Here is a 12,163-nt window from a genome sequence, read left to right as displayed (position 1 = left end):
ACACCGGTATCGGCAAGGACCACCACGGCTTCCACCTCTGTGTGCAGCGATCGCGCCGCACCGGCATGGAACAGGATCGGTTGCGTACTGGTCACGGTCGCCGCATCGACGCCGCTCGCGCGGCCGTGGGTGCGCTGCTCGCCACACTGCACCAAGTCGAACAAGGTATTTGCGTCGAAGCGTGCACCGACAGCGTGCGCGACAGAGCGGACCGCCGCAGCCGCGCAGGCGGCGCTGAAACCCAGGCCGCGTGCCGGTGGGAGATTGCCGTTGATCTGTACGCGGACGTTTCGGTGCTGGACTCCCAGCAACCGCGACGCGGCAGCGATCGCGAGCACGGCGCCGTCGGCGCTCAGCGGTGCGGAAGTGGCATGCGCGGTCGAAACTGTTGGGGAGCAAGCAATGTGGATACCGACCGACCCGTCACCGGACGGTATGCCCGAGGCACCACCGCTCGCCGGGATGGCCGACAGACGCGCGAAGGCGGTGACGGTGAGTGCCGGTAGCGGTATCGCGATGGCCGGTTGCTGGTAGACGACGGTGTGTTCGCCGATGAGGATGGCTTTGGCGCAGGCGCTTCCACGGCCGACCGCGGTGTGGGTTATGGCATCGATGGAATTCATTTCGCCCTCGTCATTACGAGTGGGCCGACTGTGTGCTCTCGATGGTGCAGGCATTTCCGCATGGATAGAACGCTGTCGTGCACATGACGACGATTCGCGTCGCGCATATCGACGACCGAACGCGTAGGAGGCGTCGGATCCAAATCGATATTCGCCGCGGGCATGGCCGGCATACGGGTGATAGTTCTCTGCCCCGTCCGATCGGCCCCACACTGAGGGGGAATCGGTCGAAGGGGCCGGTACAGAGGCTCCGAACAGGGACGGTGCAGCCGAGATGACGGACACGGTCACACACCGCCTCAGCGCACGCCGCTGTCATTTTGGAACGGGCACGCCGCCGGTGCGAACTCCCACTGCGAGAAGCGATCACGACACTTCCCGACCCGCTGGATCTGATGGCCGCCTACCACCTCGGCTGGCGCGATCTCGAGGGCAACCCGACCGATGCGGGCTGGGGCAAGGGCTTGCGCGCAGCGCTGGTCTTCGCCGCGGCACGCGCGTGCGGAACCGGCCGTCGAGCGGTTGTTCCAGCAGCGGTCGCGGTAGAGCTGGTGCACAACTTCCCACTGGTCCACGACGACGTGATGGATGCCGCCCGGCTGCGTCGTGGCAGAGCCACGGTGTGGACGGTATGGGGTGTGCCGCAGGCGATCTGCCTCGGAGGCGCGCTGCACGCCCTCGCTGTTCGGGTAGTGACCCGGTGCGGTCGGTGCCGAGGCGACGGCGCTGAGTGCGCTGAGTGCGCTGTGTGCGGGGGCGGACCCGGCGACCATCGGTCGGTTCGAGGCGTTCGGCCGCGAACTAGGGCTGGCGTTCCAACTGGTCGACGACATCCTCGGAATCTGGGGCGACCCGGCGATGACCGGTAAACCGATCGGTGGGGATCTGATGCGTCGCAAACGATCGTTTCCGGTGGTGGCGGCCCTGTCCTCGGGAACGGCTGCCGCGGCCGAATTGGAGAAGCTGTATCGATCGACGACGCCGGTCGCTGTCACCGAGGCGGCTCGTGCGGCCGTCGCGGTGCAGGCCGCGGGCGGTCGGACAGCGGCTGCGCTGCACGCCGACAAACGAGTCGCGGCGGCGATCGCCGCACTACCCGGCCGGGACCGAGCTGGGGATCTGCTCGCGTTGATCCACTTCGCCACTCATAGGGACCATTGAGTCGCACGGACCGTCAGTCGGATCTGCGGGGTGGTTCATCCGATAGTGTGGCGCATGGTGATTCGCAATTGCGCGGCATGGGTGACCGCGCCGCCGGTGTGCAGTTCGCGAACAATGCGGTAGAGCTGCTGTTCAGTGCGGGTCGAGCGGGTTTCGGCGACGATGGCCAGGGCATGCTGGGCAACCCGGACGGCATCGTCGGGCTGTCCGCTGCGGGCCAGCGCGATGGCCAGCAACGCGAGGCCTCGACCGATGTCGCGGCGGTTCTCCGGATGCCATTGGGGCAGTTGAGGTTCCAAGGTGGCGATGGCCTGTTCGGGACGGTCGAGTTCGATCAGGCAGGAGGCGGCTTCCATGGCGATGTATTCGGTGTGCAGTAGCCGGCCAGGTCGTCGTCGTCGAGGGAGGCAGCCTGATGTGCCGCCTGGTCGAGAGCGCGTACGGTCTCGGTCAGTCTGCCGAGGCGGGCGTGACCGTGTGCGATCTGGCGCAGTGCCATGGCGCGCTGGCGGGCGCTGAGATCGGTGCGGGTGTGCAGGGCGGCCCGGGCGAGTGCGATGGTGTTTCGCGAATCGCCGGCATCGGCGGCGATACTGCTCTGCCGCATCCGAATATAGGACAACAACCTGTCATCGCCGGTGTCATGAGCCAGTTCGGCGGCGCCGTTGGTCCATGTCAGTGCCGCTGCCAGATTCCCGGCATCCTGATGCAGCCAGCCGAGAAACTCGGCAAACCGGGCCCGCAGCAGGCGCAGCTCTGTCCGGGTCCGGCCGTGACTGGTGCTCTCGAGCTGTTCCACGAACCGCACCTGCTGACCCACGACCACAAGCAGCGATTGCGGCCCGGCCACGTTGTCGGTGCGGATGTACTCCTGGAGAGTGGTGCGCAGCGAGTCGATCAGCAGCGGTTCGACCGTCGGCGTCGCCAGCGTCAGACCGTCACGCAGGCGGAGCGCTCCGGGCGTCGGCGTAGGTATCGGCGCGGGGTCATCGATGTCGAACCACAGCATCTCCGCGGGTACGCCCAGCGCCCGGGTGTAGCGCATCAACTTGTCCAGATCACGGACCTTGTTGCGGCCGTTCTCGATTCGACTGAGCTGCGCCGATGGCATCGAGGTGGCCGCGACCCATTCCTCGAATGCGGGCTCGACGACCCTGCTTCGGACAGGCCGTGAGCCGCTTGCTCAGCCGGCGAGTTCCTTCAAGTGGTGCACGAAGGACTCGCTGAGCGCGCCAGTATGATCGACAGCACGCAACCGACCGGGCCCGCGCCTAGAACCGCCGCTCTCACGGCACGACTCCCAGCGTGGTCCGGATCTCCCAGAGTTCCGGAAAGAACATGTTGTCGAGAACGTGACGCAGATAAGGGAGCCCGTCGGTGCCGCCCGTTCCGTGGCGGTATCCGATGATCCGGGCGACGGCCTGCAGATGGTGAATGCGCCACTGCTGGAAGCGCTGCTCGAGTCCGGTCAGCCCTTCACCCAGTTCCCACAGGTCGGAGTATTCCCGGGGATTCTCGTAGATCAGTCGCCAGGCGTTCGCGACCGTTTCGTTCGATTGATACGGCAGGCAGACATCACGGTGCAGATGCCACTGCGCGATAGCGAAACCCCGGGCTGAGAGTCGGTCGATGGCGGCATCGTAGAGTCCTGGTTCTTTGAGTGCTCGTATCAAATCGGCTTGGGCCGTAGGATTGTGCCGATAGGCGGCGATGATGCCGCGATGCTTCGCACCGAGCATGAACTCGACCTGTCGATACTGGTAGGACTGTAAACCTGATGCCGTGCCCAACTCCGGGCGCATCGGCAGGAATTCATTGGTGCACAGGGTCGACAGGACTTCCCACGCCTCGGTCATGTGATGCAGCACCGTGCCGCATCTCCCGATCCTGTGCGAGGCTTCTCGGAACTCATTGCCCCGCAGGCGAATCATAGCGATCCGTAATTCGTGCAGGAGCAACTTCAGCCACAACTCGGTGCTCTGATGCGCGACGATGAACAGCATTTCGTGATCGCTACCGGACACTGTGCGCTGACAGGAGAGCAGCCGATCCAATTGCAGATACATGTCACAGGTGCGTTCGCTCGCGTCGGTCGACACCATGACGCGCTCCTTTCTCGCGTGCGGAAGGTGTCAGAGCCCTTCCGCGCGCGAGAGTCGCGTGGATTGGATATCGCCGACTCGGCTAGCTGATTGCCAGAGTGATGGTTCCGCTGGAGCTCTGAACTCCGGGCGGGGTGGCGCATTGCAGGGCCGACAGCGACGCACTGGTCACCACCATGAGCGCGTGATCTCCGGCGAATTCACCGCCGGTGATCGTGCCGGTGTAGGTCGCGACGACCTCACTCTCGGCCTTCTCGATCGACGCCGTGTAGGTGAACGTGCTCGATTGGCCATTGTTCCACGTGAACGTCCGGACGCCCGAGGCATTGCCGAAGAGCGTCAGGCAGCTGAACGTGTTGTTGACCACCACGTGGTAGCTCCCGCCGGTCACGCTGAGATCCTTCAGCGAGACACACGGGCCGAGGGTCCCGTTCAGCGTGACAGTTTCCGGCTGGGCGGTATTCGTCAGTCCCGGACTGTAGGAGGCGGCTTCGACGCCTGTCCCACAGATCAAATCCCCCACCGTGGCCTGAGCCGTAGGAAGAAATGCAATACTCATGCCTGACATCAGGATTAGGGCCGCAGTAGCTGCGATCCATCGCCTCATATGTGTCACGGCGAACACCGCGAAGACTTCCTGTGCGACTACGACCTCTGGATGCTCAAATGCTACAAATTGACGGGCAGATATAAGCAGATTCGGGTTACTGAAATCGTAGATAGCTGGGCGTATCGACTGGAAAGTCACTATGGCCGTACAGGGTGGCCATACCCACCGTAGTGATCAGAATGAGCAGATTGGCGAAACCGACTGTCGCAAGAAGGCGAAATCCTATTGAAGCCCATGGAGTCATTCGCTCGCACCCGTTCCAGATCCAGATCTGACCATCACCGCGCTGAGCCTGCCAGATCAATAAGATCGATGGCAGCGTAATAATTATTGGCGCAATGAAAAGATTCACTAGCGGTAGCTGATACCAATGCCCACCAAAGATTGCGAACGTTTTATTGACACCCACGTACGCAAAGGATCCAGTTCTCAGCCACAGAGACTCTACGATAAATTCGGTGACCAGCCCTACCGGCACGGTTACAGTCACGACTCGGAGAAAACTCCACGATGCGAGGCCATGTTGAGCCCTGCGGGTCAGGAGGTTGAGAAAAGCTAGCGGAATGAGAATCCAGAGCACTAGCACAAAGTAGGTCAATCCACTTCCCGCGAGGATAGTTTCTGCTTGCCGAGAATCGGAGGAGTGCCAACCTGGAATAAACTGGCCCCATGTGGTCACATTCAGGGCGTATCTATTGGACATATAACGCGGGTGTCCGAAATTCACGATCGGGTCCTGCCAAAATGTCGTTCCGAAAGCTAGGCAGAGCATGGCCAGAAAAGTCGGATGCCCGGTCTCACGGCTGACGCGGAAGAAGTGCCCCGCAAGACCGATGATAACGATAAGAATCAGGCCTTGCGTCGACCATGAAGTTATTTTCTCCGTTGTTGAAATGTAATAGCCTCCGGATGCGGTGGCGTGCACACCGTCGTGCGCAACCCATCGAGCGAACACCACTGTCTGAAATATTATAAAGGCCGCACCGAGTATGGCCCAGAACTTCACCGGATAGCGCGGAACTATTCGCAGCGATCTGCGATGAGCAGTCCTGAGATCAAATCTGAAAACTCTTCGGACCGTATGATTCAACATAAATTCCTATGGTTGCGAGTAGCGCGCCGCGATGATCGTGATCTGCTGACGGCTGAGGGTTGCCTTTTCCTTTGTGGTAACGTCTAATGTGGCGGCGATGATGTCCCATAGGAGGTGGCAGAAGTTCCATATCGAACCTTCAGGAAGGCTATCGAGATAGTGGCGCGCTCGTTCGAGGTTGCGTCCGGCGTAGGTGCGCATATCCTCAGCCGTCCAACCGGCGGGGAAGAAGTCCACACCTCGCGCGAGGTCTTCTTTGCGGGCCCATAACATGTGGGTTGCTTGCAATCCACGTCCATAAGCAATGGCATCGTTCTGGTCAGTGGTCACGTCCTCATACCATCGCCAGAGGTTGCTGATGCCCACGCCGATGGATCCGGCAACCGCGTAGGTGTACTGGTCCAGGTCATCCTCGGTCATAATTCGAAAGTCGCGCTCCACCCAAAAAGCCATGCGATCGGCCATTGCAGAGACAGCTTCCCACAGTTGAGGTGCAACTGAGGCTGGTGGGACACGGGTCAGCCACCGACCAAGACTGAGAGTCACTGGTTCCAGGGCCTGTTCGTGCGGCCGAAAGATTGGCGCGAAAGACGTCTCTTCGAAGCGAGACTGCAAAATAGCTGCGATGCTGCGCAGAAGCTGGGCTTTCGAAACGATCGATAGAGTCGGACTGTCCTCGATCTGATCGATGGCCCGAGTAGACAGATAATAGGCAGTGACCGCATCGCGCAGATCCCCGCGAAGCTGCATAATCGGCAGCACGAACGTTCTGCTGTTTGCCTCGAGCGCAGTGAATGCATCAATATCTACCGACATAATCCACCTCCTGGCGACATTGGGTATCGCTCAACGAGCCTAGTGCGGAGAACGCCGGTCGAGCGTTCTGCTGAATCGAGTTGCAGACGCTAATTGACTCGCCGGGCCTATTGGTCGATCTCAGTAGCTTGCACTCAATATTGCAGACACCAAGCTTGCCGAAGGAAGCCCATTTCGCGCATGCAGGTCATGCGTGCCACGCATAGAGAGCTCCATCTCAATATTCGGATACTGTGCATCCCCTTGCTCTGTCCAAAACGACGGTCGCGGCAGGCCGGACCGGCCACATCTTCGCGACAAGCCATGGTTCTCTCTCGCGCGTTGCCCGGCTGGCCCGCGTCCGTGCGTCCCAACGTCTGCGGAACCTGGGTGGGACCTCGACGAAGCACCTTGGTTCGAGTCACAGGCCTTGCCGTCGATATGGCTATGCTCGCAGTCGGTGTTCAACGGCAGCGTCGTCCACGGCGATCACCAACCTCCCCGTTGATGTTACAGATCGATACCTCGAAAATCGTTGTGAAAGTATCGATTCCACCGGATTCGGGGCGCACTTGAATCGAACCCGCCCTGACGTTTCAGCCGGCCGCGAGCGACCAATTGGTGTCGATGCAGTTTCGTCTCCGAAATTCGATTGGGGGCCGACGATGAGGTGGCAGTGGAGTGATGCTCGGGGAGTGGTTGGGCGCGCTCAACAGCGGCATGATACTCGTTGGCGCGGACCGGTTGTCCGACAACGAGATTGCGGCTCTCAATCCTTCTTATCAACGCGGGGGTGGTTCATACTTGCGCGCTGACTGATCGAAGAGATGATCACCGAGTCAGAATATCTGGCTTGGCGCCGCCCGGCCGCTCCCAACGGCCGCCCATCTGCGCCCGCTCGGTGCATGAGAAGAAATCGGAAAGGCGGTGATCGACGATTGTGGTCGGTGTCAGTCGGCCAGTCGGCGTAGCCAGTCTTTGAGCAGTGCGGTCTCGGTGGTGGACAGGGGAGGTGTCGGGTTGGTCAGTGTGGCGTGCAGGGCGATGGCGTTGCGGGATATGGCTGAGCGGTTGGTGTCGGTGGTGGTCGTGGTGGTTGGTGTGTCGGGGGCGGTGATGGCGGCGAGTACGGCGTCGCGGGTGCGGTCGGAGAGGGTGGCGTCGCGTTGGCCCGGGGGCGTGGTGATGAGAGCGAGGGCGACCCCGATGTTGGTGGCGAGGATGAGGTGGGCGGCACTGTCCGGAGTGGTGGTCAGTCGGCCCTTTTCGGCGGCTCGGGTCAGCGAGGCCAGCAGGAGTGCTTCCGCGTCGGCGGCGGCCGCGGGCCGTTTGCCGGGGACGACTTGGCCGTACATCACCGCGTAGAGCGCGGGGTTGGCCAGCGCGAAATCGGTATGCCGGTCCCAGCCGAGGCGGATGTCGGCGAAGGGGTCTTCCGATGGCTTGTTCGCGCGTTTGGCGTTGAGGTATTGCTCGAAGCCGTATGCCGCGACCGCGTCGAGCAGGCCCTGTTTGTCGCCGAAATGGTGATACAGCGTCGGTGCCTGCACCCCGGCCAGCTCGCAGATCGCCCTGGTGGTGATCTGCGAGCCGCTGGATTCGGCGAGTAGTTGCGCGGCCGCCTCGAGCAGCCGGGTTCTCGTCGACGCGTGCACGTCCACTGTCTGTGTCACGCCGCTATTTTACGGAATATAGCGTCGATACAGGGGTTACGTGGTGAGGACGTTGCGGAATCGGGCTTTACCCAGGTTCTGGAAGGCGATCTCGGCGTCGTCGAGAGGGTAGGTCTCGATGAGGGGCTGAATGCCTTTGAGCGCCGCGAATTCCATGGTTTCCTCACTGTCCTTCGCGTGCCCGCTGTACCAGCCGGACACTGTGCGACGACCGAAGACCAGCAGGTCCGGGGAGACCTCGATCGGCTGGTGTTCGCTGGCCACGATGAGCAGGTGACCATTGGGTCGCAGCCCCTGGATCAGATCGGCCTGCGCTCGGCTCGAACCGATGGTGGAGAACGCCACGTGTGCCCCGCCCAGTCGCTGCAGGGCCTCGCCGACGCTGCCGGCTTCGCTGTCGAGGTATTCGTCGGCGCCGAGTTCGCGGGCGATGGCTTCCTTCTCGCGCCCGCGGTTGACCGCGATCGTGCGGAAACCCATGGCGGCGGCGAACTGGACGGCCAGGTGGCCGAGCCCGCCGACACCGTGCACGACGACCGTGTCACCCGGACGCGCCCCGGAGTTGCGCAGGGCGTTGAAGGAGGTGATGCCCGCGCACATCAAAGGCGCGGCCTGTTCGTAGGTGAGGCTCTGCGGGATGCGGGCCAGCGTATCCTGCGGGGCGACAATGTATTCGGCGTAGCCGCCGTTGTAGGACAGCCGACGATCGTGCGATTCACACAGTTGACGAGGTCGCCCTGCCGGCACGGCGCGCAGGTGAAGCAGCTGCCGCCGTGCCAGCCGATACCGACCCGGTCACCGGGTTGCCAGGCCGTCACGCCGGCGCCGACGGCATCGACATCACCGGCCACTTCGTGGCCGGGGGTGCGCGGCAGGTTGACGCCCATCAGCCCCTGTCGCGGAATGGCGTCCCCGCCGCACACTCCGCATGCGCGGACACGAACGCGGACCTGTCCGGGACCGGGCTCGGGCACGGCGACTGTCGTGGCCGAAAACGGCGCTCCGGCTTCGATTACCTGGATCGCACGCATGGTGGCTGTCATTGTCGTACTCCGTTCGTAGATTTTGTCGGTGGTCGTGATCAGTTGCTGGATCCGCCGTTCATCAAGATTTCTTGGCCGGTGAGGAACAGTGACCGGTCCTCGGCGAGGAATTCGGCGAACTCGGCGATATCGGCCGGGGTGGCGAGCTTGCCGAGTGGCACCGATTCCCGCAGCGCCTTCTTGTAGGGGTCGTCGTCGCCGACGCCGGTGAAGATGCCCGCGCCCTCGATCGGTCCGGGCGAGAGGGTGTTCACCGTGATGCCGCGGGCGCCGAGTTCCAGTGCCAGGACTTGGACCAGGTATTTGACGGCGGTCTTGCTCGTGCCGTAGAGGCCCAGACCCGGCTGTGGCCGATCCGTCGAGCTGGAGGCGATGTTGATGATCCGGCCGCCGTCGGCGATGTGGCGGGCCGCGGCCTGCAGGACGAAATACGGGCCCTTGGTGTTGATTCGGAACAGCAGGTCGAAATCGTCCTCGGTCACCTCGACCACGGGGATATTGACCTTCTCGATCCCCGCGTTGGCGACCACGACGTCGACCTTGCCGAATTCGCCGAGCGCCGTGGCGAACAGCCGATCGATCTCCTCGACCCGCGACACGTCGGCCCGCACGGCGATCGCCTTCACCCCCGCGGCCCGCGCGGCGGTGAGCACCTCCTCCGCCGCGTCCCGGTCGCGGGAATAGTTCACCACGATATCGGCGCCGCGCTCGGCGTAGCGCAGGGCGATCGCTCGACCGATCCCTTTGCTGGACCCGGTCACCAGCGCTGTCTTCCCTTCCAGGCTCATCAGCTCCTCCTCGCTCACTCGGTCGTCGGGAAACCTCCCAGCCGCACTGTATCAGCGCTATAGCAGGATGTATAGCAATGTTGTAGCGAGGTTGGGTGCGTTCCGTACGCGGTTGCCGTGACGGAGCTGGCCTTGCGCAGGTTGCGAACGCGGTCGGTCACGGTGTGAGCGGTGGCGTTGAGGACCAGGCGGTAGCGGACATACCGGCGAATGAGGGGGGTGCAGGCGTTGGTGACGCGGGCGTGGTGATGTGTTCGATGTCGATCTACGCCGACACCTTCACGTCGGTGCGGCTTCAGGCGGTCGCGCAGCCCGTGCCAGGTGGGCGCGGCTCGTAGCGGCGATTGTCGCGCAGCAGCGCCCAGATTACGTTCACTCGCCTCCGGGCCAAGGCGATCACCGCTTGTCGATGGTTTGCCCTGCAAGCGTTTTCGATCGTAGAGCTGCTTGGACTCTCCGCTCCACCGGGTGCTGTATCGCGCCGACAGATAGAACACTCGCAGCAGACTGCGGTGATACCGCTTGGGGCGGTGCGGATTCCCGTGCCGGCCCGGAGGCCAACGTGTTTCCCGTCCGCGTCATTAGCGGTCTCGTAGATGATGCTGCCCCTCGCCCTCAGGGCGTTGGCGGCCCCAGCCGACCAGCCGCGTCCAATGGACGAAAGGATCCGGGCTGCTGTCGTGTGTCCGCGGCCTCGGGGCCATACCGACTGGGCCGGTTATGTTTTGGGTGGGGTGGCGCGCCAGTCTCTGGGTGTCATGCCGTAGGCGGTGCGGAAGCGGCGGGTGAAGTGGGACGGGTCTCGGAACCCGCAGTCGAGGGCTATCGCGGCGATGGGTCGTTGGGGGTCGGCGGTGAGTTGTGCGCGGGCTCGTTCCAGCCGCTGCTCGATAATCCATTGTTCGAGATCGGATCCTGTGCGTGCCCAGAGTTTGTAGAGGTAGCGCGTCGAGATGTGGTGTGCGCGCGCGATGGTTTCGGCGCGGAGTGCTGGGTCGGTCAGATGCGCGCGGATGTGGTCGCGGATGCGGTCGAGGAGCAGTTGCGCTGGAATCGCGGTGGCGTCGGTGCGGGCTTCGTCGGTCAGGGAGATCAGGAAGGCGCGGATCAGATCGACGCTGGCGTGACCCAGATCCAGCGCTCCGGGATCGGCGCGCAGTGCTTCGGTGGCGGTGGACATGGATCGAATATGGCTGGCCAGCAAAGGGCACAGCGGGCTGCTTTGCGGCGGTACGGCCAGTGCTCTGCGGACGATGCGGGTCGGCAGGTCGAGCTGGTCTGTGGTCACATACAGCGCGGCGGCTGACCCGCCGTCGGACCAGTCGACGTCGTAGGGGGCGTCGAAGTCCATCGTGTACAGCTGGTTTGGCGATATCAGCTGTTGATCCTGTTCCCGGGTCAACCGGGCGGGCGCGGTGTCCTGCACGCTGACCGAGAGCAGAGCGCTGGGGAGCCGTCGGATCTGGGTGGGCGTGCGGACCAGGCGGAATCCGGAGATGCGCACGCGCGCCAGGAACAGCGGCCCGAAGTCGGTGACATCGAGCCACGCCGATATCTCACCATCGGCTGGGTTGTGCTCCATATAGGCGGGGGCGGTGGTGTTCTGTATCGCGCTGGCCACCATCTCCGCACGATCGTTCGGGTCGATGTGGTTGGTGTCGACGACGATCATGATGTCCGCGCCTCCGCGAAAAGTCGTTGCTGCCCCTGACCGTTCGATAGCGCGCACTATTCTCGCCGCTGTCAGGTAGCGCCGTCAGCGAAATCGAGGGTGAGCTCGGAAGCGGGCTTGATCTCGCGACGATGCATACGACACCCGAATCGTGACGCGCGGTTTCGCACTTGGCTGGAAGCCCCCTGATCGGTTCTGTGCGGACGTCAACCTTCCGAGACGAGGACCAGGAACAGGAAAACCAGAAAGCGGGGTCATCCTTATCTTCAAAGAACTTTGGGAACTGCTCCAGCGCCGCCGGGGCAGGGCCAGGTTCGTCGAGGTGAGTCACTCGAAATCCGGTGTCGAAGAAGGTCTTGAACATCGTCGACAGTGACCGGTCCCAAAACGTCAGGCCGGCGGCCTGTCCTGCCATGTCCTCCACATGACGAGGCCGTGTGGCGAAGTAGTTCGTCGTGTTGCCTGCTTGGAGAGCGGTGAACCACATGACAAGCGGATGCTCCACGGAGAGGATCAGGCGGCCTCCCGGCTTCAGAACTCGTCGGATCGCCGTCAGCGGGGAGTGCCAGTCCTCCAGGTAGTGAAGCGTCAGGGAGCAAACAA

The 12,163-nt window shown here is 63.0% G+C and carries 14 protein-coding genes and 2 pseudogenes; 2 read left to right on the top strand and 14 right to left on the bottom strand.

The features are described 5' to 3' along the window. A partial coding sequence (locus tag NP4_RS39085; protein ID WP_373863908.1) for a mevalonate kinase family protein occupies positions 1-623 on the bottom strand: 623 nt, incomplete at its 3' end. Positions 624-1,018: 395 nt separating this feature from the next. On the opposite strand from NP4_RS39085, the gene NP4_RS43230 reads away from it, so the two are divergent. Beyond that, entirely contained in the window at positions 1,019-1,492 is a 474-nt protein-coding gene (locus tag NP4_RS43230) for a polyprenyl synthetase family protein (RefSeq protein WP_307599157.1), read from the top strand. Beyond that, complete coding sequence (locus NP4_RS43225; protein ID WP_307599159.1) at positions 1,395-1,784, top strand: polyprenyl synthetase family protein; 390 nt, start codon at positions 1,395-1,397, stop codon at positions 1,782-1,784. The genes NP4_RS43230 and NP4_RS43225 overlap by 98 nt, the downstream gene beginning before the upstream one ends. A gap of 35 nt (positions 1,785-1,819) precedes the next feature. Here NP4_RS43225 and NP4_RS39075 read toward each other — a convergent pair whose 3' ends face one another. The 13 genes and pseudogenes from NP4_RS39075 to NP4_RS43515 form a co-directional block, all read right to left on the bottom strand. Further along, on the bottom strand, positions 1,820-2,140 hold the full coding sequence (locus NP4_RS39075) for a hypothetical protein (protein ID WP_068009810.1): 321 nt from the start codon (positions 2,138-2,140) through the stop codon (positions 1,820-1,822). Continuing rightward, complete coding sequence (locus tag NP4_RS39070) at positions 2,119-2,895, bottom strand: NsdA family TPR-like regulatory protein (protein ID WP_068009803.1); 777 nt, start codon at positions 2,893-2,895, stop codon at positions 2,119-2,121. The genes NP4_RS39075 and NP4_RS39070 overlap by 22 nt, the downstream gene beginning before the upstream one ends. 175 nt (positions 2,896-3,070) lie before the next feature. Further along, a complete protein-coding gene (locus NP4_RS39065) occupies positions 3,071-3,883 on the bottom strand; it encodes a tryptophan 2,3-dioxygenase (RefSeq protein WP_169813874.1) in 813 nt (270 codons plus the stop codon). Between the two features lie 85 nt (positions 3,884-3,968). After that, a complete protein-coding gene (locus NP4_RS39060; RefSeq protein ID WP_147288145.1) occupies positions 3,969-4,454 on the bottom strand; it encodes a hypothetical protein in 486 nt (161 codons plus the stop codon). 136 nt (positions 4,455-4,590) lie between these two features. Continuing rightward, positions 4,591-5,454, bottom strand: a complete 864-nt coding sequence (locus NP4_RS40540; protein ID WP_169813873.1) for a spirocyclase AveC family protein — start codon at positions 5,452-5,454, stop codon at positions 4,591-4,593. 141 nt (positions 5,455-5,595) lie between these two features. Continuing rightward, complete coding sequence (locus NP4_RS39055; protein WP_068009789.1) at positions 5,596-6,405, bottom strand: squalene/phytoene synthase family protein; 810 nt, start codon at positions 6,403-6,405, stop codon at positions 5,596-5,598. Between the two features lie 929 nt (positions 6,406-7,334). Further along, positions 7,335-8,057 (bottom strand): TetR/AcrR family transcriptional regulator, encoded by a 723-nt coding sequence (locus tag NP4_RS39050; RefSeq protein WP_211336007.1) that lies wholly within the window; start codon positions 8,055-8,057, stop codon positions 7,335-7,337. Positions 8,058-8,093: 36 nt separating this feature from the next. Then, entirely contained in the window at positions 8,094-8,804 is a 711-nt protein-coding gene (locus tag NP4_RS39045) for a zinc-binding dehydrogenase (RefSeq protein WP_245998775.1), read from the bottom strand. Between the two features lie 8 nt (positions 8,805-8,812). Continuing rightward, positions 8,813-9,088, bottom strand: a pseudogene (locus tag NP4_RS43075) (alcohol dehydrogenase catalytic domain-containing protein); the annotation flags it as partial. Positions 9,089-9,138: 50 nt separating this feature from the next. Continuing rightward, positions 9,139-9,888, bottom strand: a complete 750-nt coding sequence (locus NP4_RS39040) for an SDR family NAD(P)-dependent oxidoreductase (RefSeq protein WP_174556226.1) — start codon at positions 9,886-9,888, stop codon at positions 9,139-9,141. Positions 9,889-10,183: 295 nt separating this feature from the next. After that, positions 10,184-10,436 (bottom strand): annotated as a pseudogene (locus NP4_RS43070) (hypothetical protein); the annotation flags it as partial. Positions 10,437-10,606: 170 nt separating this feature from the next. After that, positions 10,607-11,560: a helix-turn-helix domain-containing protein gene (locus tag NP4_RS39035; protein WP_068009785.1), complete on the bottom strand. Its 954-nt coding sequence runs from the start codon at positions 11,558-11,560 to the stop codon at positions 10,607-10,609. After that, entirely contained in the window at positions 11,445-12,152 is a 708-nt protein-coding gene (locus tag NP4_RS43515; RefSeq protein WP_373863909.1) for a class I SAM-dependent methyltransferase, read from the bottom strand. The genes NP4_RS39035 and NP4_RS43515 overlap by 116 nt, the downstream gene beginning before the upstream one ends. Between the last annotated feature and the right edge of the window lie 11 nt (positions 12,153-12,163).

The sequence above is a fragment of the Nocardia pseudobrasiliensis NBRC 108224 genome (assembly GCF_001613105.1).
Lineage (GTDB): Bacteria > Actinomycetota > Actinomycetes > Mycobacteriales > Mycobacteriaceae > Nocardia > Nocardia pseudobrasiliensis.
The sequence above is the reverse complement of the archived record's forward strand: the minus strand, read 5'-3'. Positions and strand labels throughout refer to the sequence as shown.